At 64.2% G+C, this 24,362-nt stretch carries 23 protein-coding genes; 22 read left to right on the forward strand and 1 reads right to left on the reverse strand.

The features are described 5' to 3' along the window. Positions 1 to 3 precede the first annotated feature (3 nt). The gene (locus ACY48M_RS03970; RefSeq protein ID WP_462818927.1) at positions 4 to 780 is read right to left on the reverse strand and encodes a peptidylprolyl isomerase; all 777 of its coding nucleotides are present in this window, start codon (positions 778 to 780) and stop codon (positions 4 to 6) included. A gap of 89 nt (positions 781 to 869) precedes the next feature. On the opposite strand from ACY48M_RS03970, the gene ACY48M_RS03975 reads away from it, so the two are divergent. The 22 genes from ACY48M_RS03975 to pyrF all read left to right on the forward strand — a co-directional run bounded on the left by ACY48M_RS03975 (position 870) and on the right by pyrF (position 24,360). Then, the gene (locus ACY48M_RS03975) at positions 870 to 2,201 is read left to right on the forward strand and encodes a replication-associated recombination protein A (protein ID WP_462818928.1); all 1,332 of its coding nucleotides are present in this window, start codon (positions 870 to 872) and stop codon (positions 2,199 to 2,201) included. A 175-nt stretch (positions 2,202 to 2,376) separates the two neighbouring features. After that, positions 2,377 to 3,006: a 30S ribosomal protein S4 gene (gene rpsD / locus ACY48M_RS03980; RefSeq protein WP_462818929.1), complete on the forward strand. Its 630-nt coding sequence runs from the start codon at positions 2,377 to 2,379 to the stop codon at positions 3,004 to 3,006. Positions 3,007 to 3,203: 197 nt separating this feature from the next. Further along, on the forward strand, positions 3,204 to 3,431 hold the full coding sequence (locus ACY48M_RS03985; protein WP_462818930.1) for a hypothetical protein: 228 nt from the start codon (positions 3,204 to 3,206) through the stop codon (positions 3,429 to 3,431). Between the two features lie 44 nt (positions 3,432 to 3,475). Next, complete coding sequence (gene alaS, locus ACY48M_RS03990; protein ID WP_462818931.1) at positions 3,476 to 6,133, forward strand: alanine--tRNA ligase; 2,658 nt, start codon at positions 3,476 to 3,478, stop codon at positions 6,131 to 6,133. A gap of 2 nt (positions 6,134 to 6,135) precedes the next feature. Beyond that, positions 6,136 to 6,612, forward strand: a complete 477-nt coding sequence (ruvX, locus tag ACY48M_RS03995; RefSeq protein ID WP_462818932.1) for a Holliday junction resolvase RuvX — start codon at positions 6,136 to 6,138, stop codon at positions 6,610 to 6,612. Continuing rightward, positions 6,596 to 7,885, forward strand: coding sequence for an endolytic transglycosylase MltG (mltG, locus tag ACY48M_RS04000; protein ID WP_462818933.1), 1,290 nt, complete (start codon positions 6,596 to 6,598; stop codon positions 7,883 to 7,885). The genes ruvX and mltG overlap by 17 nt, the downstream gene beginning before the upstream one ends. After that, positions 7,878 to 8,723 (forward strand): shikimate dehydrogenase, encoded by an 846-nt coding sequence (locus ACY48M_RS04005; protein WP_462818934.1) that lies wholly within the window; start codon positions 7,878 to 7,880, stop codon positions 8,721 to 8,723. The genes mltG and ACY48M_RS04005 overlap by 8 nt, the downstream gene beginning before the upstream one ends. Before the next feature lie 54 nt (positions 8,724 to 8,777). After that, positions 8,778 to 9,989, forward strand: coding sequence for a chorismate synthase (aroC, locus tag ACY48M_RS04010; RefSeq protein WP_462818935.1), 1,212 nt, complete (start codon positions 8,778 to 8,780; stop codon positions 9,987 to 9,989). Then, positions 9,986 to 10,540 (forward strand): shikimate kinase, encoded by a 555-nt coding sequence (locus ACY48M_RS04015; protein ID WP_462818936.1) that lies wholly within the window; start codon positions 9,986 to 9,988, stop codon positions 10,538 to 10,540. The genes aroC and ACY48M_RS04015 overlap by 4 nt, the downstream gene beginning before the upstream one ends. Further along, positions 10,537 to 11,610 carry a 3-dehydroquinate synthase gene (gene aroB, locus ACY48M_RS04020; protein WP_462818937.1) on the forward strand — a complete coding sequence of 358 codons (1,074 nt, stop codon included), beginning with the start codon at positions 10,537 to 10,539 and terminating at the stop codon, positions 11,608 to 11,610. Before ACY48M_RS04015 ends, aroB begins: the two co-directional genes overlap by 4 nt. A gap of 114 nt (positions 11,611 to 11,724) precedes the next feature. Then, positions 11,725 to 12,288, forward strand: coding sequence for an elongation factor P (gene efp, locus ACY48M_RS04025; protein ID WP_462818938.1), 564 nt, complete (start codon positions 11,725 to 11,727; stop codon positions 12,286 to 12,288). After that, positions 12,288 to 12,704, forward strand: a complete 417-nt coding sequence (gene nusB / locus ACY48M_RS04030) for a transcription antitermination factor NusB (protein ID WP_462818939.1) — start codon at positions 12,288 to 12,290, stop codon at positions 12,702 to 12,704. Before efp ends, nusB begins: the two co-directional genes overlap by 1 nt. 87 nt (positions 12,705 to 12,791) lie before the next feature. Next, the gene (locus tag ACY48M_RS04035; RefSeq protein WP_462818940.1) at positions 12,792 to 13,595 is read left to right on the forward strand and encodes an ABC transporter ATP-binding protein; all 804 of its coding nucleotides are present in this window, start codon (positions 12,792 to 12,794) and stop codon (positions 13,593 to 13,595) included. Positions 13,596 to 13,671: 76 nt separating this feature from the next. Beyond that, entirely contained in the window at positions 13,672 to 14,697 is a 1,026-nt protein-coding gene (locus tag ACY48M_RS04040) for an aliphatic sulfonate ABC transporter substrate-binding protein (RefSeq protein WP_462818941.1), read from the forward strand. Continuing rightward, positions 14,697 to 15,605 carry an ABC transporter permease gene (locus ACY48M_RS04045; RefSeq protein ID WP_462818942.1) on the forward strand — a complete coding sequence of 303 codons (909 nt, stop codon included), beginning with the start codon at positions 14,697 to 14,699 and terminating at the stop codon, positions 15,603 to 15,605. The genes ACY48M_RS04040 and ACY48M_RS04045 overlap by 1 nt, the downstream gene beginning before the upstream one ends. Positions 15,606 to 15,683: 78 nt before the next feature. After that, on the forward strand, positions 15,684 to 16,232 hold the full coding sequence (gene pyrR, locus ACY48M_RS04050; protein ID WP_462818943.1) for a bifunctional pyr operon transcriptional regulator/uracil phosphoribosyltransferase PyrR: 549 nt from the start codon (positions 15,684 to 15,686) through the stop codon (positions 16,230 to 16,232). Continuing rightward, on the forward strand, positions 16,229 to 17,182 hold the full coding sequence (locus tag ACY48M_RS04055) for an aspartate carbamoyltransferase catalytic subunit (RefSeq protein ID WP_462818944.1): 954 nt from the start codon (positions 16,229 to 16,231) through the stop codon (positions 17,180 to 17,182). Before pyrR ends, ACY48M_RS04055 begins: the two co-directional genes overlap by 4 nt. Beyond that, a complete protein-coding gene (locus tag ACY48M_RS04060; RefSeq protein WP_462818945.1) occupies positions 17,179 to 18,510 on the forward strand; it encodes a dihydroorotase in 1,332 nt (443 codons plus the stop codon). The genes ACY48M_RS04055 and ACY48M_RS04060 overlap by 4 nt, the downstream gene beginning before the upstream one ends. Beyond that, complete coding sequence (locus ACY48M_RS04065) at positions 18,503 to 19,084, forward strand: PH-like domain-containing protein (RefSeq protein WP_462818946.1); 582 nt, start codon at positions 18,503 to 18,505, stop codon at positions 19,082 to 19,084. Before ACY48M_RS04060 ends, ACY48M_RS04065 begins: the two co-directional genes overlap by 8 nt. Continuing rightward, a complete protein-coding gene (gene carA, locus ACY48M_RS04070; RefSeq protein ID WP_462818947.1) occupies positions 19,084 to 20,229 on the forward strand; it encodes a glutamine-hydrolyzing carbamoyl-phosphate synthase small subunit in 1,146 nt (381 codons plus the stop codon). The genes ACY48M_RS04065 and carA overlap by 1 nt, the downstream gene beginning before the upstream one ends. Then, complete coding sequence (gene carB, locus ACY48M_RS04075) at positions 20,229 to 23,534, forward strand: carbamoyl-phosphate synthase large subunit (RefSeq protein ID WP_462818948.1); 3,306 nt, start codon at positions 20,229 to 20,231, stop codon at positions 23,532 to 23,534. Before carA ends, carB begins: the two co-directional genes overlap by 1 nt. Continuing rightward, positions 23,527 to 24,360, forward strand: a complete 834-nt coding sequence (gene pyrF, locus ACY48M_RS04080; protein WP_462818949.1) for an orotidine-5'-phosphate decarboxylase — start codon at positions 23,527 to 23,529, stop codon at positions 24,358 to 24,360. Before carB ends, pyrF begins: the two co-directional genes overlap by 8 nt. The last annotated feature ends 2 nt before the right edge of the window (positions 24,361 to 24,362 follow it).

Consider the following 24,362-nt stretch of genomic DNA (forward strand, 5'->3'; position numbering starts at 1 on the left):
CGATCAGTCAAGCGTGACGGAGGTGATCGTCGTCGCGACGACTGGCGAGCCGTCGGTTTCGGAGCTGCCAGGGGTCACCCCGGCATCGGTGATTCCCGCGCGAAGCTCATCGAGCCCGCTGGTGATCCGGCCAAGCACGGTGTAGCCACCCGCCTCGTCCGCGGGGATGGTCGTGTCTTCGTAGACGATAAAGAACTGGCGGCCGTTGCTCTCGGCGTCATTCGACGCGCGTGCCATGGCAATAGTTCCCGCCGGATAGACGTCGTCGGCGGGGGCATTCTCGATCGGGCCGAACGTGAAGGTGGAATCGGGTGACCCCGCCCCGTCAATCGAGCCACACTGCAACACATAAAAGCCACCGTTGGTGAGTCGGTGGCACGTCTTGTCGACGAAATAGCCGTCGCGGGTGGTCTGCACGAAAGCAGCGACCGCTTGCGGAGCGGCCTGGCCGTCGAGTTCGATCGTGAGCGGGATGTCGTTGAGGACAAGTTCGCCGGTCCAGATGCGATCCTCGGCGAGGTCGGGAGAGGGAACCGTTGAGGTCTCCGCCTCCGCCGAGGCTTCTGGAGTCGGCTCCGGCTGTCCTGGGCCGACCGTGAAGAAGAGCACTTGCGCCACAACGGCGAGCGTGACGATGAGCACGGATGCGATCACCGCAACAATGTTGTCCCTACGCCGACGAGCGATGCGATGCTGGTGCACTCCCTGGCGAGCGCGATACACCCGCAAACGCTCGCGCGCCGCGCGCGTGTCCTTCTCGCTGCTCCGGTTCGTTCCCACTGGTCCTCCGACTCGCCGTGATTGCCACGAGAACCCTAGCCGAACAATGGAGGACTTCGGCGTCGTCGGGGGCCCGTACCATGGCCTCCATGAGTGCCATGCAAGGCCTGTTCTCCGGGTCAACCCCCTTGGCCGTGCGTATGCGTCCACGAAGCCTCGACGAAGTTGCTGGGCAGAAGCACCTCCTCACTCCCGGGTCACCACTTGTCTCGCTCGCCGCCCCAGAAGCACAGCAGGGCGCGGTGTCACTCATCCTCTGGGGCCCGCCGGGCACCGGCAAGACGACGCTTGCACAGGCCATCGCCCACAGTTCTGGCCGGCGCTTCGTCGAGCTTTCCGCCGTGACCGCCGGAGTGAAAGACGTGCGAGAGGTGATGGAATCAGCCCTCTCGCAGCGCGACCTTTACGGTCAGTCGACCGTGCTGTTTCTTGACGAGATCCACAGGTTCACCAAGGCCCAGCAGGATGCCCTGCTTCCAGGGGTCGAGAACGGGTGGGTAATCCTTGTGGCGGCGACGACAGAGAACCCGTCGTTCTCCGTCATTTCGCCATTGCTCTCGCGCTCGCTCTTGCTCACACTCGAACCGCTGAGCGATGAGGACCTCGGGGTGCTCGTCGATCGCGCGGTGTCAGACGAGCGCGGGCTCAAGGGGCGCTTCACTCTCGATGACGATGCCCGCGAGTCCATCGTGCGGCTCGCATCCGGCGATGCACGCCGAGCGCTCACAGCGCTCGAGGCTGCGGCCGCCTCGGTCGCGGCAGGTATGGGCGACGACCCCGGTCCCGCACCAATCACCGCCGAATCCGTCGCACTTGCCGTCGATCGAGCGCTCCTGCGTTATGACCGCAACGGCGACGAGCACTACGACGTGATCAGCGCCTTCATTAAGTCGATCAGGGGTTCCGATCCCGACGCCGCGTTGCACTACCTCGCCCGAATGGTCGAGGCGGGGGAGGACCCTCGCTTTATCGCACGCCGAATCATCATCAGTGCCGCTGAAGACATCGGCCTGGCAGACCCACAGGCACTCGTTATTGCGACCTCGGCAGCAAACGCCGTGCAGCTCATCGGCATGCCAGAGGGGCGGCTGCCGCTCGCAGAGGCAGTCGTCTACCTCGCGACGGCTCCCAAGTCGAATGCCGCCTATGCGGGAATCAATGCGGCGGTCGCGGATGTCCGCGCTGGCAAGTCCGGCCGCGTGCCAAAGCACCTGCGAGACGCGCACTATGCCGGCGCAAAGAAGCTCGGCCACGGCAAGGGGTATCGCTACCCCCACGACGCCGAACTGGGTGTCGTCGAGCAGGACTATCTGCCGTCAACACTGCGCGGGCGCAGATACTACGAGCCGACCGACCACGGGCACGAACGCGAGATCGGCCCCCGACTGCAGAAGTTGCTTCGGATCATCCGGGGCAAGTGATAGTATTGGCCCCGCCTACAGTGGGTATTCGTGCACGGCTGCCTCGATACCAACGCTGACGGGGAGAGTCCTTTAGCCGGGCGCCCCACGGCACCATCCCTCTTCTGTTCGTTCGCAGGCCTGCGCCTGCGGAACCACTGTTGAAGACCGATGACGTCTGTATCGAAAGGAACTCGTGTCTACTAAGTCACGTACTCGTAGCAAGACCAAGCTCTCCCGTGCGCTTGGCATCCCGCTGACCCCGAAGGCCGCCAAGGGCTTTGAGAAGCGTCCATACCCGCCCGGAGAGCACGGTCGCACCAAGCGCAAGACCGACAGTGACTACGCCGTCCGTCTCCGCGAGAAGCAGCGCCTGCGCGCCCAGTACGGCATCCGTGAAGCGCAGCTTCGGATCGCCTTTGCCGAGGCACGCCGCACCGAAGGCCTGACGGGTGAGAACCTCGTCGAGCTGCTGGAGATGCGTCTCGACGCGATCCTCGTTCGCGCCGCGATCGCTCGCACCACCGCCCAGGCCCGCCAGATGATCGTGCACCGTCACATCATCGTCGACGGCCAGCGCGTCGACCGCCCGTCGTTCCGCGTGAAGCCCGGTCAGCTCGTTGCCGTGCACCAGCGCAGCGAGGGCATGGAGCCATTCCAGGTTGCCGCGGCCGGAGGTCACGTCGATCTCCTCCCCAAGACGCCCGCCTACCTCGAGGTCGAGCTCGACAAGCTTCAGGTGCGTCTTGTGCGTCGCCCGAAACGTGCCGAGGTTCCGGTCACGTGTGAGGTCCAGCTCGTCGTCGAGTACTACGCCGCACGCTAGTCTCGATTTACGCTTGGAAGCGGGTCGCCTTTGGCGGCCCGCTTTCGGCGTTTGAGACTTGCGCACACTTCTTGAGGGTTGCCTCAACAGAGCACTCACGTTGTGGCAGGTTCGAGCCGATAGGCTCGCAGACAACGACCTAGCGGGCTCATTCGATGCTCGCACTATCAACGACGACAACTTCCAGGGAGCCAGTCATGAAGAACCTTCTGATGCTCATCATCGGCGTCGGCATCGGATTCGTCGCCGCGCACCAGATCAATAAGACTCCCGAGGGTCGCCGCTTCTTCGAAGAGGTCGACAGCCGAGTGGGGGAGTTCACCGGTGCCGTCGTCGATGGCTACCGTGCTCGCGAAGCGGAACTCCGTGCCGCCGTCGCCGAGGCTGAAGAGACGATCGCTGACCTCAAGCGCGCGCAGGGTTAGCCTTTCGCACGCTTCTCATTTCGCACCAGAACCAACAGGAACCCATGCAGACTGCTGAACTTCGTCAACGCTGGCTCGACTATTTTGCCGAACGGGGTCACACCGTCGTGCCGTCAGCTTCGCTCGTGAGCGACGATCCGACGCTGATGTTCACGGTCGCTGGAATGGTGCCATTTATTCCGTATCTTTCCGGACTCATTCCTGCGCCATATCCGAGAGCCACGAGTGTGCAGAAGTGCATTCGCACGCTCGACATTGAAGAGGTGGGCAAGACCACCCGGCACGGCACGTTCTTCCAGATGGCCGGCAACTTTTCATTCGGGGACTACTTCAAGGAGCAGGCGATCACCTACGCCTGGGATCTTCTGACGTCGAGCGAAGCCGATGGTGGTTACGGATTCGAAGAACGCGACCTCTGGGTCACCGTGTACGAAGACGACGATGAGGCGATCGAACTCTGGAAGCGCATCGCCGGTCTGCCGGAACACCGCATTCAGCGCCTCGGCAAGGCCGACAATTACTGGCACACTGGCCAACCGGGCCCCGGCGGGCCGTGTTCGGAGATCTACTTCGACCGTGGCCCGAAATACGGGGCAGAAGGCGGCCCGGCAGTCGACGACTCTCGGTATGTCGAAATCTGGAACCTCGTCTTTATGCAGTACCTCCTCGATGATGTGAAGAGCAAGACCGACTTCACGGTCGTCCGCGAACTGCCGAAGAAGAACATTGACACGGGGCTCGGGCTTGAGCGTGTTGCGTTTCTCAAGCAGGGCGTTGAGAACATGTACGAGATCGATCAGGTGCGTCCCGTGCTCGATCGTGCCGCCGCACTGTCCGGGCGTCGCTACGGCGCAGATCACGACGACGACGTGCGGATGCGCGTGGTTGCCGACCACGTGCGTTCGGCCCTCATGCTCATGGCTGACGGCGTTACACCGTCGAACGAAGGCCGCGGATACATCCTCCGTCGCCTGCTGCGTCGTTCGGTGCGAGCGATGCGGCTGCTCGGCGTCGACACTTCTACCTTCAGCGAGCTTTTTCCGGCATCACGAGAAGCGATGAAGGATGCCTACCCGGAGGTGCAGCAGAACTACGATCGCATCGCACGCCTCGCCTACGCCGAGGAGGAGAACTTTCTCGGAACCCTCGCAAGCGGCACCAGCATCCTCGATCTGGCCGTCTCGAAGACGCGGGATGAGGGCCGCCGCCAGCTTCCTGGCGATACCGCTTTCCTTCTGCACGACACGTTTGGGTTCCCGATCGACCTGACGCTTGAGATGGCTGAGGAGGCTGGACTCACGGTCGACCGTGTCGCTTTTGATTCACTCATGACCGAGCAGAGAACGAAAGCCAAGGCGGATGCGAAGGCGAAGAAGACTGCCCTCGCCGATCTCTCGGTCTACAGCGACTTCCGCGCGCAGGGCGAGACGGTGTTCACCGGGTACGACTACCTCCAGACAGAAACGCGGGTGCTCGGCCTCATCGTCGATGGGGCAAGCGTCATGCGCGCGGTCGCCGGGCAGACGGCCGAGGTCATCCTCTCCGAAACGTCGCTCTATGCAGAATCGGGCGGGCAAGAGGCCGACGCCGGGACCATATTTGGGGCCGGGTTCGAGCTCGAGGTGCTCGATGTGCAAAAGCCTGTCAAGGGCCTTGTGAGTCATCGAGTGATGGTGGTTTCCGGCGAGGTTGGCATCGACGACGCCGCAACCACGATTGTCGATGCCGAGTGGCGCAGGGGAGCGACGCAGGCTCATTCCGCGACCCACCTTGTTCATGCAGCGTTGCGTCAGGTCCTCGGACCGGATGCCCACCAGTCGGGTTCATACAACAAGGCCGGCTATATGCGTCTCGACTTCGGCTGGAATCAGGCACTGTCAGCAGAGACGCGCAGCGAAATCGAGGAGATCACGAACCTCGCGATTCGACGCGATCTCGACGTCGAGACGCGCATCATGCCGCTCGACGAGGCGAAAGGCCTCGGTGCAATGGCGCTGTTCGGAGAGAAGTATGGCGATAGCGTCCGCGTTGTCGATATTGGCGGGCCATGGTCACGCGAACTCTGCGCTGGAACCCACGTGACGAGTACTGCCGGCGTCGGCCTCGTGAACCTTGTCAGCGAGGCATCCGTCGGGTCCACGAACCGGCGAGTCGAGGCGCTCGTTGGCATGGATGCCTTCCGTGACCTCGCTGTCGAGCGAACGATCGTTTCGCAGCTCACGGCGAACCTCAAGACACCGCGAGACGCCCTGCCGGCGAAGATTGCGGACCTTCTGTCGTCACTCAAAGCAGCAGAAAAGCGCATCGCCGAGTTCGAATCAGCCGCGCTGACTCAGCGCATTCCGGAGATCGTCAGCGGTGCGACTCGTCGTGGATCGCTCACGCTTGTCCGAGAGAGCGTCGGCTCGCTCGGATCAGCAGACGATTTGCGCAATCTCGTGATCGGCGTGCGTGGTCGCCTTGGCAGCGACGCCGCTGTTGTCGTGCTTGCCGCCGACGTGCAGGGCAAGCCAGCGGTCATCGTTGCAGCGAACGACGCGGCACGGACGCTCGGCGTCAAGGCCGGCGCCCTTGCGAAGGCCGCAGCAGGCGTGCTCGGCGGCGGCGGCGGCGGTAAAGACGATCTTGCACAGGGAGGCGGGGTTGACGTTGCTGCCATTCCTGCCGCGCTGGACATCGTCGTCGAGGGGCTCCCGCACTGACGATGCGAAGCGGCGTGCGACTGGGAATCGATGTGGGCCGTGCCCGCATCGGTCTCGCTCGCAGCGACCTCCACGGAATGCTTGCGACGCCCGTCGCGACGATTCAGCGCGGCACCGGTGACGTCGCCGAGATCATTCGCCTCGCTCATGAGATCGACGCCGACGAAGTGATCGTCGGGCTTCCCCTCTCGCTGTCCGGTGCTGCCACGGCATCGACGGAGGATGCACGATCGTTTGCCCACCTCATCGCGGCGCAGGGTTTGATCGTGCGCCTCGTCGATGAGCGACTGTCAACTGTCTCTGCGAACCAGGCACTCCGAGCGAACGGACGGACAGCACGGAATTCGCGGTCGGTCGTCGACCAAGTTGCGGCCGTTATAATCCTCCAGCATGCCCTCGATATCGAGAGATCTAGGGGAGTTCCCCCCGGTTCGCTCGTTGTCCCGCACGAAGGACCACTCAATGCACCAGGACAATGACCGTCGCGACGGTGAGAACGCGGGCAATGGCGAACCCGACTGGGATGCGATATTCACATCGCAGCCCGACGCGGAGCCATCACCTTCTCCGAATGTCGGCGAGGAGCCGCTTCGCCGCGACCGCCGATCGGCCTCATCGTCCCGCAGACAGCCGCGTGAGCCGCGTGAGCGGCGTGACCGCAGCGAGCGACCGCGCCGACGTTGGATCGGGTGGGTCATCGCCCTCCTCGTTGTGTTCGGCCTCGGCGCGGGTGCCGTTGCATTCGTCTGGCTGAATTTTGAGGAGCAGGTCCGCAGTGTGATGGGCTGGGAGATCCCGCCGGAGGACTATACGGGCGAGGGCACAGGAGAGGCGTCGATCGTCATCGCCGAGGGCGATACGGGCGGCGACGTCGCAAACTCTTTGCTGGAGGCCGGTGTCATCAAGAGTTATGACGCGTTCTGGGACTTGCTGCTCAAAGAGAACCCGCAATTTTTTCCGGGCTACTACGTTCTCGCACAGGAGATGAGCTCGCAAGCGGCCCTCGATGCACTCCTCGATCCGGCGAATCGCGTCGAGAACACCGCGCTCGTGCAGGAGGGGTGGAGTGCCGACCAGGCATACGAGGTTCTCAGCGCTGCAACGGGTCTGTCGATCGAAGACTTCGAGGCGGCCGCAGCAGATCCGACCGTGTACGGCATCGGGGCAGAGGCCGTTAACATCGAGGGCTATCTCTTCCCTGCCCGGTATACCTTCGATCCCGGAGTGGACGCAGTGACTGTGCTCTCCACCATGGTGAATCGCACATTCCAGTCGCTTGACGCCGCCGGCGTCGCACCAGAGGATCGCCACCGAGTGCTCACCATCGCGGCGCTGATCCAGCGCGAGGCTGGCAGCAAGAGCGAGGACTTTTACAAGGTCTCACGCGTCATCCAAAACAGGCTCGACCAGGGGATGCTGCTGCAGTTCGATTCGACAGCGCACTACGGCTACGCCTGGGCGCATGGTGAGCGTCAGCTTGGCGGAGTATTCAGCACGAGCGAAGAGCTCAATGATGACAATCCGTACAACACATACGTGCATACCGGTCTGCCTCCAGGCCCCATTTCGGCGGCAGGCGATCTCGCCATCGAGGCCGCACTGGCGCCGGCAGACGGCGCCTGGCTCTACTTCGTGACCGTCAACCTCGACACGGGTGAGACGAAGTTCACCGACACGCTTGATCAGCACAACGCGGCGGTCCGAGAGCTGCAGGAGTGGTGCCGTTCCTCGGACAGCGAGAACTGTGGTTGACGCCGCCCGACGCCTGGCAGTGCTGGGAAGCCCAATCGGGCATTCCCGCTCACCGCGGCTACACCGTGCCGCCTACGCTGCGTTGGACCTGCCGTGGACGTATGAGGCGGTCGAGATGCCTGCTGAGCGTCTTGAACCATTTCTCGACGGTCTTGGCGGGGAGTGGCGCGGATTGTCTCTCACGATGCCTCTCAAACACACCGTCATTCCTCTCCTGCATGAGGCGCACGAGCGTGTTCGCCTCACTGGGGTCTGCAACACCCTTCTTCTCGACTCCGGCCGGCGCCGTGGTTTCAACACCGATATCCACGGCATCGTCGCAGCATGTGCCGAATCCGGGGTCACTCACTGCACCGACGTGCAGATTCTCGGTGGTGGTGCCACTGCGTCGTCGGCGATCGCAGCGGCGGCTGAGCTCGGCGCTCGTCGCGTGACGCTGTCGGTCCGGAATCCACAGCGAGCCCTTCAGCTTGTCGAGCTCGGGCCGCTCCTCGGAGTCCACATCGAGATCGTCCGCTTGGAGGACGCGCCACCCACGGCACCGGATCTTGTCATCAGCACCCTCCCGAATGGTGCAGACGCAATGGTAACGTTCGACCCGGCGCTTCGACGGGATGCAACATTGCTTGATGTCGCGTACGACCCGTGGCCGAGCGCGCTCGCGTCGCGCTGGAGCGAGGTCAACGGCCGTGTGATCTCGGGTCTCGAAATGCTGCTGCATCAGGCGGTAATGCAGGTCCGCATCTTCGTCAATGGTGATCAGGATGCTCAGCTCCCTGACGAAGCGAAGGTCACGACCGCCATGCGGGCAGCATTGCACGTCTCCTCGCCGCGCTGAGCGCGCCATCGCGGGCGGACATCCCTGCTCCGGGGCTGTGGGAGGATCGTGTACATGCTTCGTTGGTTGACCGCTGGAGAATCTCACGGCCCCGAACTGGTGGCGATCCTTGAGGGATTGCCTGCCGGGGTTCCCGTATCGCTCGATGACATCCGTGCAGATCTTGCACGCCGCAAGCTCGGGTATGGGCGAGGCGCTCGCATGAAGTTCGAGGAGGACGAGCTCTCGATCTCTGGAGGCATCCGGTTCGGGGCGACTATGGGAAGCCCGGTGGCGCTTCGTATCGGCAACACTGAATGGCCGCGCTGGGTCGACGTGATGAGCGCCGAACCGGTCGACCCCGCAACCCTCCCGAAGGGGAGGGGAGCGCCACTCACCCGTCCCCGTCCCGGCCATGCAGATCTGGTCGGCATGCAGAAGTATGAATTCCCTGAAGCCCGAAACGTGCTCGAGCGTGCGAGTGCGCGTGAAACGGCTGCACGAGTCGCCCTCGGTGCCGTTGCTCGCCGGTTCCTCGCTGAGCTTGGGGTCGAGCTCGTGAGTCACACGCTCTCGATCGGCACCGTAAAGGTTCCTGAGGGCAGCATCCTCCCGAAGGCGTCGGATGTTGCTGCACTCGACGCCGACCCGCTGCGCTGTTTCGACGCCGGAACGTCCGAGCGCATGGTTGCCGAGGTTGACCGTGCGCACGATGACGGCGATACCCTCGGCGGTGTTGTCGAGGTGCTTGCCTATGGCCTTCCACCCGGACTTGGTTCGTACGTGCACTGGGATCGTCGACTCGATTCGCAGCTCGCTGCCGCACTCATGGGGATTCAAGCGATCAAGGGAGTGGAGCTCGGTGACGGCTTCCTCACCACCACACGGCGAGGCTCCGAGGCGCACGATGAGCTCTTTCAGTCGGATGGCGCGATCAGCCGAGCGACGGACCGGGCCGGTGGCACTGAGGGGGGCATGTCCACCGGGACAGTGTTGCGAGTGCGCGCTGGCATGAAGCCAATCGCCACCGTCCCGCACGCCCTGCGCACGGTCGATGTTGCCGCCGGTGGCCCGGCCGAGGCGCACCACCAGCGGTCGGACGTGTGCGCTGTGCCCGCTGCTGGGGTCGTGGCTGAAGCGATGGTTGCTCTCGTCCTCGCCAACTCGATGCTTGAGAAGTTTGGTGGCGACTCAGTCGCAGAGACGCGGCGAAACCTTCGGGCATACCGCGACGCAATACCGTCAGCACTCTCGACCTCGGCTAGTTCCGACCCCGATCTGCAGTGAGCACCTCCATCGCCACTCCGATTGTGGTCTTCATCGGGGCCCCTGGCTCTGGCAAGACGCGGATCGGCAAGCGGGTCGCCCGCTTACTCGGTGTCGAGTTCGTCGATACCGACAAGCGCATCGTTGCGACGCATGGTCCGATCGCTGATCTCTTCGAGCAGTTCGGCGAACCGCACTTTCGCGCACTCGAGCGCGACGCCGTTGTCACGGCACTTCAGGAACCCGTGGTCATGTCGGTGGGTGGCGGAGCAATTATTGATTCCGCCACCCGGTCCGATCTCGAGGGTCGCCGGGTCGTGCGCCTGATCGTGAGTCCAGAAGCCGTGGCCAAACGAATCGCTGGCGGCAAACGTCCTCTACTCTCAGGCGGTGTCGAGGCCTGGAAGGCGCTCGTCGAGCAACGAGCACCGCTGTATGACGCCGTGGAGTCGTCGATATGGGACACCTCATCGCGCCCGATCGATCAGATCGCATACGAGATTGCGACCTGGATCGCAGAGGACACGGGCATGCCGCTGAAGGACCCACGCGAGAAGGAGAACGAACTGTGAGCATCACGAGAATCACCGTCGGGGGAGAGGCACCGTACGACGTGCTCGTTGGCCGCGACATCCTGAGCGAACTCGGTGACCTCATCGGATCGGATGCACGCAAAGTGCTCATCGTGCACCCGCCGACACTCGGTGCGCGCGCCTCAGCGCTCCGCGACGCGCTTCTCGACCAATTCGAGGTGCTGCTCGCGGAGGTGCCCGATGCGGAGGCCGGCAAGCGGGTGGAGGTTGCCGCGTTCTGTTGGCAGGTGCTCGGGCAGGCCGATTTCACGAGGAGCGATGTCGTCATCGGGTTCGGCGGCGGCGCTGTCACCGACCTCGCGGGATTCGTCGCGGCAACGTGGCTGCGTGGGGTACGTCTCGTCCAGGTGCCGACGACACTGCTCGGCATGGTCGATGCTGCAATTGGCGGCAAGACCGGCATCAATACCAACGAGGGCAAGAATCTCGTCGGCGCCTTCTACGCTCCTGCCGCGGTTCTCGTCGACCTCTCATTGCTCGAGGGGCTGAGCCCCATGGAGATCCTCGCGGGCTTCGGCGAGGTCGTGAAGTATGGCTTCATTGCTGAGCCGGAGATCCTCGACATCATCGAACGCGATGTGGATGTCGCGACCGACCCGCGCACGGAGGAGTTCCGCCGTCTCGTCGAGCTTTCCATCGGCATCAAGGCCCGCGTGGTGGGCGGCGACTTTCGCGAGGCGGGGGAGCGCGAGATCCTGAACTACGGCCACACCCTCGGCCACGCCGTAGAGTTCGCCGAGCGATTCCAGTGGCGTCATGGTGCTGCCGTCGCGATCGGCATGATGTTCGCGGCTGAACTGGCCCGACTCAGCGGTCGCCTCTCTGACGAGGTTGTCGACCGGCATCGCCGTATCCTCGAGTCTCTGCAACTGCCGACGACGTATCCCGCTGGCCGGTGGAACACCCTCTTTGCCGTCATGAAGCGCGACAAGAAGGCCAGGGGCGACCTCCTCCGGTTCATCGTCCTCGATGACATCGGGAGACCCACCGTGCTTGCCGGCCCGGACCAGAGCCTGCTCTTTGCCGCCTACCAAGAAATCGGGGTCTGAGCCGTGCATTCGGTAGTGACCAGGTCGAGCCGGTAAACTCTCCCTTCGGCGCTCACGCCACCGAACACCGGCCACCACACCGGCTCACGTCCCGATCGAACGGATCCCCCTCTCATGGCCTCTACCGCTGACATCAAGAACGGCGTCGTCATCAAGATTGACGGCCAGCTTTGGACGGTTATTGACTTCCAGCACGTCAAGCCGGGCAAGGGCGGCGCGTTCGTTCGCACCAAGATGAAGAACGTCGTCACCGGGAAGACCGTTGACAAGACGTACAACGCCGGCACGAAGATCGAGACTGAGAACGTTGACCGTCGTGACTTCACGTACCTTTACGCCGACGGCGAGTCGTTCGTGTTCATGGACTCGACCGACTACGACCAGATCACGATCCCCGACTCCATCGTCGGCGACGCCAAGAATTTCATGCTCGAGAACCAGCCGGTGACGATCGCGCTCAACAACGGCAACCCGCTGTATATCGACCTGCCGGCATCCGTCGTGCTCGAGGTGACGTACACGGAGCCTGGCCTTCAGGGCGACCGGTCGACCGGTGGCACCAAGCCGGCGACCGTCGAGACGGGCTATGAGATCCAGGTCCCGCTCTTCCTTGAGACCGGCACACGGGTTAAGGTCGACACGCGCACGGGCGACTACCTGGGCCGCGTCAACGACTAGTGAGTGCTCGCAGCAAGGCGCGCAAGCGCGCCCTCGACCTCTTGTACGGCGCAGATCTTCGCGAAATCTCACTCAACAGCGCCATCGCGACAGAGTCTGAGCGTGCCGCCCTCGAACCGGCGCGCCGCGACTCGTGGCGATATGCGCTCGAGATCGTTACCGGAATCACCGAGCATGGCGACGAGATCGATGAGCTTATCGAGACGTATGCGCAGGGCTGGACTATCGACAGGATGCCCGTGCTCGACCGTGCGCTCGTGCGCATCGGCATTTGGGAAATCATGTTCAACGACGAGGTCCCAGACGCTGTCGCAATCGCGGAGGCCGTCAAGCTTGCAGAGGAGCTGAGCACCGACGACTCCGCTGGTTTCGTCAACGGACTGCTCGGCCGGATTGCCACGCTGCACTCCGCCTAAGTCATTCGCTTAGCCGATCCGCCTGCAACATTTCGCTGCGTTACGACGCGGTTTTTGGCTCGGCATTACGAGACCTACGCTCGGTATGTGACCTTCGCCTCTACGCTCGCGCCCTCGACCGGTGCCCTCGCCGTACGCCTCGACGGCGTCGGGAGGACCTTCGACGAGCGCGTGGTGCTTCGTGACATCGACCTTGACATTGCATCGGGCGAGATCGTTGCGCTCATCGGGGCATCCGGATGCGGAAAGTCGACGCTGCTTCGCCAGGTCTCCGGCCTCGACCACCCAACGGCAGGGGCGATCGCCATCGGCCGCACCCCCGTATCGGGCATCGACCTCCGCTGCTCCGTCGGCTTTCAGGAGCCGAGGCTGTTGCCATGGCGCACGATCGAGCACAACGTGTCGCTCGGCCTGCCAAAGGGCGTCGATCGCCAACTCGGCCGGGATCGTGTCGCTGAGCTTCTTCGATTGGTGGGACTCGGGGCATCCTCGGGTCTTCGTCCCCGCCAGGTGTCCGGCGGCATGGCGCAGCGCGCCTCGCTCGCGAGAGCCCTCGCCCGCCGCCCAGGCGTTCTCGTACTCGATGAGCCGTTCGGTGCTCTCGACGCTCTCACCCGGCTGCAGATGCAGGATCTCCTCCTCGAAGTCCACTCTGCCGAGCCGACCACCATTCTGCTCGTGACGCACGACGTCGATGAGGCCTTGTATCTTTCCGACCGAGTCGTGCTGATCGGCACCGACCCCGACGCCCCTGCGGGCTCGGGCGCGACCATCCGCAGCATCACACAGGTCCCCGGCGCACGACCGCGAGACCGGGGGGATGCCACACTCGCGCACCTCCGCGCCGAACTCCTCACGGGGCTCGGTGTTTCAACACACCACCACAGTTAGACCCATCACCGCCCGACGGCCACAGCAATCGTCGCCGGGCAACACGTCCCCACCAATCCCGAACCAAGGAAATGCAATGCGATTCAAGCCCACCATCACCGCGGCAGCCCTGCTCGCCGCCGGTTCACTCGTGCTCACCGGCTGCGCCGCCGGCGAAGGCTCCGCCACACAGGCTGAGTCCACCTCCGGCGAGTGGAGCACCGACACGCTCAACATCGACTTCGCCACCTACAACCCGTTGAGCCTCATCATCAAAGATCAGGGCTGGCTCGAGGAAGAACTCGACGGCGTCACCGTGACGTGGCTGCAGTCGGCAGGCTCCAACAAGGCCAACGAGGCCCTCCGCGCCGGTGCCGTCGATGTTGGATCGACGGCAGGCTCGGCGGCACTGCTCGCCCGCTCGAACGGCTCACCCATCCAGGTCGTCGACATCTACTCGCAGCCTGAATGGTCTGCCATTGTCGTTGCCGAAGGCTCCGACATTCAGTCGGTCGACGACCTTCGGGGCAAGACCATCGCCGCAACCAAGGGCACTGACCCGTACTTCTTCTTGCTCCAGACGCTCGAGGAGGCCGGTATCGGCATCGAAGAGGTCACAATCGAGAACCTGCAGCACGCTGACGGCTCCGCCGCACTGCTCTCAGGAGCCGTCGATGCCTGGGCGGGTCTCGACCCGATCATGGCAACGGCCGAGGTCGACTCGGGTGCCGAGCTCATCTACCGCAACATCGACTTCAACACCTACGGCTTCCTCAACGCGACCGAGGACTTCATCGAGAACAACGCCGATGTGCTCCAGGTCGTCGTGAACGCCTACGAGAAGGCCCGCCAGTGGGCTGAAGAGAACCCTGACGAGGCGGCCGAAATTCTCGCCGAGGTCTCCGGCACCGACATCGCCATCGCCGAGAAGGTGCTGCTGGAGCGCACAAACCTCGACGTGGGTGAGCCCGGCCAGGCACAGCGCGACGTGCTCGAGATCGTTGGTCCGATCTTCGTCGAGTCGGGTGACGTCGAGACGCAGGAGCAGATCGACGAGGCACTCGACAGTCTCTTCAACACCGACTTCTACGCGGCCGCAGACCCGTCGGAGATCGGCGACTGATGACCCCGCGCCGTAAGGCGGCGACAGACGCCCCCGCACCGGAGTCCGGTGCGGGGGCGTCTGCGAGCCTCCACCAGTACTCATCCGGATATGGCTACTCTGCCGCGGGAACTGAAGCAAACGCGATCCCCGAGCGTCGGGACAAGCCGGACCGGGCCCGCCGAGGTTGGCTGGTTGCTGCGGGAGCGGTGCTGCCCATTCTGCTGTTCGCCACCTGGTATTTCGTGAGTGCACTCGAACTTGTCCCCGCCTACAGGCTTCCGTCTCCGGCGTCGGTATGGACGGCTGCAGTGCAGTTCGCGCAGGACGGGACACTCGCTCGGCACATCACCATTTCGACGCAGCGTGTACTGCTGGGGTTCGTTTTCGGCGCGGTCGCTGGGCTCATTATCGGAGCGATCGTCGGCCTCTCGCGGTGGGGTTCTGCATTCTTGTCGCCAACCATCGGCGCCTTCAGAGCGGTGCCATCGCTTGCCTGGGTTCCCCTGCTCGTGCTCTATGTCGGCATCAACGAGGACTCGAAGGTTGCACTCATCGCCATCGGCGCGCTCTTTCCTGTCTACACGACAGTGGCAGGCGCACTGCGACACGTCGATCCGCAACTCGTCGAGCTTGGTCGCGCGTATGGGCTCGGTCGTCTGAGTCTCCTGTCACAGGTGCAGTTCCCCGCAGTCGTGCCCAGCATCGTCTCGGGTTTGAGGCTCGCGCTCGCGCAGGCCTGGCTCTTCCTTGTCGCGGCAGAACTCATCGCCTCGTCGATGGGGCTTGGATTCCTGCTCGTCGACTCCCAGAACAACGGGCGTGTCGATCGCATGTGGCTCACCATCATCTTGCTTGGCATCCTCGGCAAGCTCACTGACTCCCTCATCGGCCTACTCGAGAAGTACCTCCTCAAGCGCTGGGGCTGACCGCGCGCCAGCGCACGCTACGATTATCTGAACGACATCCTTTAACAGCCGTCCTGTGAGGCGGGGAAGGAGGTCAGAGTGCCGGAACGCATTGTGCTCCAGCAGGCTGACATCGCGCGTGCACTCACGCGCATCTCACACGAGATCCTCGAACTCAACCGCGGCTCCGACGGGCTTGTGATCCTGGGCATTCCCACCCGCGGCGTGGTCTTGGCCAAGCGGATCGCGGCGATCACGGCGGGCATCTCCGGAGGCCCGATCGCCTCAGGCTCTCTCGATGTGACCATGTACCGCGATGACCTCTCCCGCGGTCGCATCCGAACGCCATCGCCGACTGCGATCCCCGCTGCCGGCATCGAGGGTGCCGTCGTGGTGCTCGTTGATGACGTGCTGTACTCGGGACGCACGATCCGTGCCGCTCTCGATGCCATCGGAGACCTCGGACGCCCGCGTGCGGTCCGACTCGCGACGCTCGTCGATCGCGGCCACCGCGAGCTCCCTATTCGCCCCGACTTCGTCGGCAAGAACCTCCCGTCGGCACAGCACGAGCGCATCAATGTGCGTCTCGACGAGGTTGACGGCGCCGAATATGTCAGCATCGACTCCGGATCCGGGGATGCCGGATGAGGCACCTCCTGAGTACCCGCAATCTGACGCGAGATGAGGCCGTCGCTATCCTCGATGTCGCCGAAGACATGGCGGATGTCTCGACCCGAGAAATCAAGAAGCTCCCGGCGCTTCGCGGCAAGACCGTCGTCAACCTGTTCTTCGAAGACTCGACACGCACCCGCATCTCGTTCGAGGCCGCGGCGAAGCGGCTGAGCGCCGACGTCATCAACTTCTCGGCCAAGGGTTCGAGCGTCTCCAAGGGGGAGAGCCTCAAAGACACGGCGCAGACCCTTGCCGCGATCGGTGCCGACGCGGTCGTGATGCGGCACGGGGCATCCGGGGCTCCCCAGGTGCTTGCGACCAGTGGCTGGATCGACGCAGGCGTCGTCAATGCCGGCGACGGCACGCATGAGCATCCGACACAGGCGCTGCTCGACGCCTTCACGATTCGCCGCCGGTTCTTTGGGCCGAATGCTCGCGGCCGCGACCTCGCCGGACTCTCGGTTGTCATCGTCGGCGATGTGCTGCATTCTCGAGTCGCGCGCTCGAACGCCTGGTTGTTGGCAGCTCTCGGTGCGGCGGTGCGGCTCGTCTCCCCACCGACACTGCTCCCCGTCGGCATCGGCTCGTGGCCGGTGACTGTGGGCTTCGACCTCGACACGGCGCTGTCTGAGCCGACCGACGTCGTGATGATGCTGCGTATCCAGGCCGAGCGAATGGATGCGGCGTACTTTCCCAACGCGCGGGAGTATTCGCGGTTGTGGGGGCTCGACGACGAGCGTCTCGCGCGTCTCGGCGAGGGTACGATTGTGATGCACCCCGGTCCGATGAACCGCGGCCTCGAAATCTCTTCGGGAGCCGCAGATTCGGCACGATCAACCGTGCTCGAGCAGGTGTCGAACGGGGTCTCGGTGAGGATGGCTGTGCTGTACCTCTTGCTTGCAGGCGAACGGGAGGGATTGGCATGAGTGGCACGATTCTGGTGCGGGGAGCCTCGTTGCACGACGGCGCGACGACTGATGTGCTCGTGCGCGATGGTGTCATCGCCGAGATCGGTCGCGGGCTGGATGCTACGGGCGCCCGCGTCATCGACGCTGACGGACTCCTCGCGCTCCCGGGCCTCGTCGATCTCCACACGCACCTGCGCGAGCCGGGCTTCGAACAGAGCGAGACAGTGCTCACGGGTTCCCGTGCTGCTGCCGCCGGCGGGTTCACTGCGGTTCACGCGATGGCGAACACGTCACCCGTCGCTGATACTGCCGGCGTGGTCGAGCAGGTCGCCTCTCTTGGCGATGCCGCCGGCTATGTCACCGTGCGGCCCGTCGGGGCTGTCACGGTCGGGCTTGCGGGCAAGGCTCTCGCCGAGATCGGTGCCATGGCACACAGCAGGGCCGCGGTGCGGGTCTTCAGCGACGACGGCAAGTGCGTGTCAGACGCGCTCCTGATGCGCCGCGCGCTCGAGTATGCGAAGGCCTTCGACGGTGTCATTGCGCAGCACGCGCAGGAGCCGCGCCTGACCGAGGGCGCCCAGATGAACGAGGGCGTCGTCTCGGGGGAGCTCGGCCTCACCGGCTGGCCGGCGGTCGCCGAAGAGGCGATCATCGCGCGTGACGTCCTCCTCGCAGAGCATGTCGGTTCCCGAGTGCACATCTGCCACCTCTCTACCGCTGGTTCGGTCGAGGTCGTGCGCTGGGCGAAGTCCCGCGGCATTGCGGTCACGGCCGAGGTCACCCCGCACCACCTGCTGCTCGATGAGGAGCTCGTGCGCTCCTACGATGCCAGGTACAAGGTGAATCCGCCGCTCCGTCGCGCGGAGGATGTCGAGGCACTCCGGGCCGGTCTTGCGGATGGCACGATCGACATCGTCGCAACGGACCACGCTCCGCATCCGTCCGAAGACAAAGATTGCGAATGGGCGTCGGCCGCGTTCGGCATGGTGGGGCTCGAAACAGCGCTCTCCGTCGTGCAAGCCGCGACCGTCGACACGGGCTACCTGACCTGGTCGGATGTCGCACGCGTGTTGTCGAGCGCACCCGCCGCGATCGGCAGGCTCGGCGGCTACGACCGCGGCATTGCGGTCGGTGCCCCCGCGAATTTCACGCTCTACGACCCAACGGTGTCGCAGGTGTTCGAGCGCAGCGCCCTCCAGGGCAAGAGCGCGAACTCACCGTATCTTTCACTCACTCTTCCCGGTCGCATCGTTACGACGGTGCACTCCGGGTACACCACGGTGCTCGACGGTCGACTCGTCGATGCAGAGACCGTGGCTCATGCAGCAGGAGGTCGAAATGCTTAAGTCCGCACTTCTCGCGCTCGTCGTGGTGATGCTCGTCGTGCTCCTTATTCTCATGGTGCTCGGCTGGTACGGGCGTCGGCGGCGCCAATCATCGCTCCCGGCTCCACGACGACTCACGGGTGATGCGGGGGAGATCCTGTTCAGTGCTGACGCCTTCTACGTCGCCACCACCACCGCAGGTGACCCGCTGGATCGCATCGCGGTGGGTGGGCTCGGGTTCCGTGCTCGCGCGGGTGTGAGTGTGACCGCCACCGGAGTGGTGCTCACCATCCCGGGCCAGGATCACCTGTGGGTTCCGAGCGCTGAAATCAGCGGGGTGGATCGCGCAACGTGGACAATCGATCGCGTGGTGGAACAGGACGGCCTCGTGCTGTTCGAATGGCGATTGCCGAGTGACGACGACGCGGCCGTGTCTGTAGCACCCGCATCCGTAGCACCCGTGACCGTCGCCTCCTACTTCCGTTTCGACGCTCCCGCCGACGCTGACGGCTTCATCGCCGCAGTCTCGACACTTCTCTCACCAGATCATCTTTCCTCAGCTCCGATCGATTCCCACCAGGGAGGAACCGCCTAGTGGCCATCCCACATCCCGCCGTGCTCGTCCTCGAAGACGGCTCCCGCTTCACCGGTCGTGCCTACGGTGCGCTTGGCACAACCCTCGGCGAGGCCGTGTTCGCGACCGGAATGACCGGCTACCAAGAGACGCTCACCGATCCGTCGTATGCCGGGCAGATCGTAGTCATGACGGCGCCCCACATCGGCAACACGGGCGTCAACGATGACGACGATGAATCGAAGCAAATCTGGGTCAACGGTTTCGTCGTGCGCGATCCTTCGCGCGTCGTCTCCAACTATCGGGCCAACGGTTCGCTCGATGATCGACTTGTCCGCGACGGGATTGTCGGCATCAGCGGCATCGACACTCGCGCCGTGACGCGCCGCCTGCGCGATGCCGGGGCGATGCGAGCCGGGATCTTTTCAGGACCGGATGCCGCGAGCGAGCCGGGTCTCCAGCTCGAGGCGGTGAGGACTGCCGAAGGCATGGCCGGCCAGAACCTCTCAGGCAGCGTCTCGACGAGCGAGGCCTACGTGATCCCGGCCGATGGCGACCGTCTCGGCGTCGTCGCCGTGCTCGACCTCGGGGTGAAGGATTCGACGCTGAACTACATCGCCGCGCGGGGCTTCGACGTCCACGTGTTGCCGCAGACGGTGACGATCGACGATGTCCTCGCGGTGCATCCGGATGCCGTGTTCTATTCGAACGGACCGGGCGATCCAGGAGCATCCGACCAGCACGTTGCACTGTTGCAGTCGGTGCTGCGCGAGGGCCTGCCGTTCTTCGGCATCTGCTTTGGCAACCAGCTGCTCGGTCGGGCACTCGGCTATGGCACCTACAAGCTGCCATTCGGCCACCGCGGCATCAATCAGCCGGTGGTCGACAAGGGCACCGGTCGCGTCGAGATCACGTCGCACAATCACGGTTTCGCTGTCGATGCCCCGACGGGTGGGCCGAGCGAGTCGCCGGCGGGCTTCGGCCGCGTTGAGGTGAGTCACGTCAATCTCAACGACAACGTCGTCGAGGGGCTCAGGGCACTCGACATCCCCGCGTTCTCGGTGCAGTACCACCCGGAGGCTGCGGCCGGGCCGCACGACGCCAACTATCTCTTCGATCGATTCCGCGACATGGTGCTTGAGCACCAGCAGAAGGAAAGCAAGTAATGCCCAAGCGCGACGACATCAAGTCCGTTCTTGTCATCGGTTCCGGCCCCATCGTCATTGGGCAGGCCGCGGAGTTCGACTACTCGGGCACGCAGGCGTGCCGTGTGCTCCGAGAGGAGGGGGTCCGCGTTATCCTCGTGAACTCGAATCCCGCGACCATCATGACCGACCCCGACTTCGCCGACGCGACGTACATTGAGCCCATCACCTGGCAGGTCATCGAGACGATCATCCAGAAGGAGAAGCCGGATGCGATCCTCCCGACCTTGGGCGGCCAGACGGCGCTCAACGCGGCGATCGAGTTGCACGAGAACGGCATCCTCGAGAAGTACGACGTCGAGCTCATCGGTGCGAACTTCGAGGCCATCCAGAAGGGTGAGGATCGCCAGATCTTCAAGGAGCTCGTGCTCGAGTGCGGTGCCGACGTCGCGCGGTCACACATCGCGAAAACGGTCGAGGAGGCCGTCGGCTTCGCTGAAGATCTCGGCTACCCGCTCGTGATCCGCCCCTCCTTCACGATGGGTGGGCTCGGTTCCGGCTTCGCCTACACGCAGGCCGAGCTGGTGCGCATGGTCACCGACGGCCTGCACCAGAGCCCGACAACCGAGGTGCTCCTCGAGGAGTCGATCCTTGGGTGGAAGGAATACGAGCTCGAACTCATGCGTGACACGTCCGACAACACCGTCGTCGTGTGTTCTATCGAGAATGTCGACCCCGTTGGTGTGCACACGGGCGACTCGATCACGGTTGCGCCGGCGCTCACCCTCACCGACGTCGAGTATCAGAACCTCCGCAACATCGGCATCGAGATCATCCGCGCGGTCGGCGTCGACACTGGCGGATGCAACATCCAGTTCGCCATTGATCCGGCGACGGGTCGAGTCATCGTCATCGAGATGAACCCCCGCGTCTCCCGTTCAAGTGCTCTCGCGTCAAAGGCGACCGGCTTTCCGATCGCGAAGATCGCCGCCAAGCTCGCGATCGGCTACCGGCTCGACGAGATCCCGAACGACATCACGAAGGTGACCCCCGCGAGCTTCGAGCCGACCCTCGACTACGTCGTCGTCAAGGTGCCCCGCTTCGGGTTCGAGAAGTTCCCCGCGGCCGACCAGACGCTCACGACGACCATGAAGTCGGTTGGCGAGGCAATGGCGATTGGCCGCAACTACGCGACCGCGCTGCAGAAGGCGCTCCGTTCGCTCGAGAAGCGCGGGTCATCGTTCCACTGGAACGGTGACGCCCGGTCAAAGGACGAGCTCCTGACGGTCGCCTCGGTGCCGACAGATGGCCGCATCATCACGGTGCAGCAGGCACTCGTGGCGGGCGCGAGCATCGACGAGGTTTTTGCCGCGACCGGCATCGATCCCTGGTTTATCGATCAAATCGTGCTCATCAACGAGGTGGCGGCGGATGTCGCGGCCGCCCCCGAGCTCGACGCCGATGTGCTTCGCCACGCAAAGGAGCACGGCTTCAGCGACCAGCAGATCGCCGACCTTCGTGGCCTGAGCGAGGAGGCGGTACGCGATGCGCGTCACAGTCTCGGCATCCACCCGGTGTTCAAGACGGTCGACACCTGTGCCGGAGAGTTCCCCGCACTCACGCCGTATCACTACTCAAGCTACGAGCAGGAGACCGAGGTTATTCCGAGCGACCGGCGCAAGGTCGTCATCCTCGGTTCCGGCCCGAACCGCATCGGGCAGGGCATCGAGTTCGACTATTCGTGCGTCCACGCGTCGTTCGCACTCTCCGACGCGGGCTTCGAGACCATCATGATCAACTGCAACCCAGAGACGGTGTCGACCGACTACGACACCTCGGATCGCCTCTACTTCGAGCCGCTCACGCTCGAGGACGTTCTCGAGATCATCCACGCGGAGCAGGCGAGCGGCGAGGTCGTCGGAGTCATCGTGCAGCTCGGCGGCCAGACCGCACTTGGACTCGCAAAGGGGCTCAAGGCCGCTGGCGTTCCGATTCTCGGCACCTCGCCCGAGGCGATCGATCTTGCTGAAGAGCGCGGACTGTTCCAGGGCATCCTTGACGCCGCTGGGCTCATTGCGCCACGGAACGGCACCGCGATTGACCTTGCTGAGGCCGTTGCGGTGGCCGAATCAATCGGCTATCCCGTGCTGGTTCGCCCCTCATATGTGCTCGGCGGTCGCGGCATGGAGATCGTGTACGACACTCCGACCCTCGCTGACTACTTCGATCGGATGGAGGGCCAGGTCATCATTGCGGCCGGGCATCCGCTGCTCGTCGACCGCTTTCTCGACGACGCGATCGAGATCGACATCGATGCGCTTTACGATGGCGAGCAGCTCTACGTCGGCGGCGTTATGGAGCACATCGAGGAGGCCGGCATTCACTCGGGCGACTCAAGCTGCACGCTCCCGCCCGTGACGCTCGGTCGCGAGCAGATCGCGCGGGTGCGGGATGCGACGCTCGCCATTGCCAATGGCCTCGGCGTTCGTGGCCTCCTCAATGTGCAGTTCGCGGTCGGCGCCGGCGTGCTCTACGTGCTCGAGGCGAACCCGCGTGCATCGCGCACCGTGCCGTTTGTCGCGAAGGCAACCGGAACGCAGATCGCGAAGGCCGCAGCGCGCATCATGGTCGGCACCACCATCGCGGAGCTCATCGATGAAGGCATGCTGCCGAAGCATGATGGTTCGATCGTCCCGATGGATTCGCCAGTGGCGGTGAAGGAGGCTGTGCTCCCGTTCAAGCGCTTCCGCACCCACGAGGGCAAGATCGTGGATTCAATTCTCGGGCCGGAGATGCGCTCGACGGGTGAGGTCATGGGTTTCGACTCGAACTTCCCGAAGGCCTTTGCAAAAAGTCAGGTTGCCGCGGCCGTGCGACTCCCGCGCCAGGGCGCCGTCTTCGTCTCGGTCGCCGACCGTGACAAGCGTGCGATCGTGCTGCCCGTCGTGCGCCTGCAGCAGCTCGGCTTTACGATCCTCGCCACGATCGGTACCGCCGAAATCCTCAGCCGCAACGGTATTCACGCCGAGGTCGTGCGCAAGTATGACCAGGGCGAGGCGACGGTCGCAGACGAACCGTCGATTGTCGAGCTGATCGATCAGCAGAAGGTTGCGATCGTCATCAACACGCCGAGCGGTCGTGCCGCTCGAGCCGATGGCTACGAGATTCGTGCCGCTGCGGTCGCCGCCGACCTCCCGCTCTACACGACCATCGCGCAGGTCGGTGCCGCCGTCGCATCAATCGAGTCGATGCGTGAAGGATTCACAGTGAAATCGCTGCAGGACTATGCGCTGGAGCGCCGCGAGCGTCTGGCCCTCGTTGACTAGTTTCGGGGAGCGACTTCACGACGCGGTGGACCGCGTTGGTCGGCTTTGTGTCGGCATCGACCCGCACCCGTACCTGCTCAGGGAGTGGGGGCTCGACGATTCCGCTGAGGGACTTCGCGAGTTCTCGCTCCGTGTTGTGAGCGCGGCCGGCCCTCGCGTCGGTGTAGTCAAGCCCCAGGTCGCCTTCTACGAGCGTCATGGTGCTGCCGGCATCGCGGTGCTGGAGGAGACGATCGCGACAGCCCGCGCGGCCGGACTGCTCGTCATCGCCGATGCCAAGCGAGGCGACGTCGGCTCGAGTGTCGAAGCATACGGCCAGGCGTGGCTGAGCCCCGGTGCGCCGCTCGAAGCGGATGCCCTCACCGTGAGCGCCTTCCAGGGGGTTGGTTCGCTTGAGGCCGTCGTGCGTCTGGCCCGCACCCACGGAAAGGGGCTCTTCGTGCTCTCGGCGACCTCCAACCCCGAGGCATCCGTCGTTCAGAAGGCCACGACGGCAACCGGACGCTCGGTCGCAGCGGCGATCGCCGCAGACGTGGCCGCCCTCGAGCCAGAGTCGAGCCGCGAATCGTGGAGTTCATTCGGGCTTGTACTCGGCGCAACCCTCGACCTCGCTGACTTCGGGCTGGATACGGCGACCCTCGCCGGTGTACCAATCCTCGCGCCCGGATTCGGCCACCAGGGTGCCGCTGTCGCCGATCTCGCACGCATCTACGGTGCCGCAGCCGACGCTGTGCTCGTGAGTGCGTCACGGAGCATCCTCGTTGCCGGCCCGGACGACCTCGCCGTCGCGATAGAAGCCCATGTGACCGAAATCGCCGGTGCCTAGGA

This window comes from Homoserinimonas flava, from assembly GCF_054969005.1.

Coding starts and splice junctions, on each gene's coding strand:
- ACY48M_RS03975 (WP_462818928.1), top strand. CDS start 870: ATGAGTGCCATGCAAGGCCTGTTCTCCGGGTCAACCCCCTTGGCCGTG.
- ACY48M_RS03985 (WP_462818930.1), top strand. CDS start 3,204: ATGAAGAACCTTCTGATGCTCATCATCGGCGTCGGCATCGGATTCGTC.
- alaS (WP_462818931.1), top strand. CDS start 3,476: ATGCAGACTGCTGAACTTCGTCAACGCTGGCTCGACTATTTTGCCGAA.
- ruvX (WP_462818932.1), top strand. CDS start 6,136: ATGCGAAGCGGCGTGCGACTGGGAATCGATGTGGGCCGTGCCCGCATC.
- mltG (WP_462818933.1), top strand. CDS start 6,596: ATGCACCAGGACAATGACCGTCGCGACGGTGAGAACGCGGGCAATGGC.
- aroC (WP_462818935.1), top strand. CDS start 8,778: ATGCTTCGTTGGTTGACCGCTGGAGAATCTCACGGCCCCGAACTGGTG.
- efp (WP_462818938.1), top strand. CDS start 11,725: ATGGCCTCTACCGCTGACATCAAGAACGGCGTCGTCATCAAGATTGAC.
- ACY48M_RS04040 (WP_462818941.1), top strand. CDS start 13,672: ATGCGATTCAAGCCCACCATCACCGCGGCAGCCCTGCTCGCCGCCGGT.
- ACY48M_RS04045 (WP_462818942.1), top strand. CDS start 14,697: ATGACCCCGCGCCGTAAGGCGGCGACAGACGCCCCCGCACCGGAGTCC.
- ACY48M_RS04055 (WP_462818944.1), top strand. CDS start 16,229: ATGAGGCACCTCCTGAGTACCCGCAATCTGACGCGAGATGAGGCCGTC.
- ACY48M_RS04060 (WP_462818945.1), top strand. CDS start 17,179: ATGAGTGGCACGATTCTGGTGCGGGGAGCCTCGTTGCACGACGGCGCG.
- ACY48M_RS04065 (WP_462818946.1), top strand. CDS start 18,503: ATGCTTAAGTCCGCACTTCTCGCGCTCGTCGTGGTGATGCTCGTCGTG.
- carB (WP_462818948.1), top strand. CDS start 20,229: ATGCCCAAGCGCGACGACATCAAGTCCGTTCTTGTCATCGGTTCCGGC.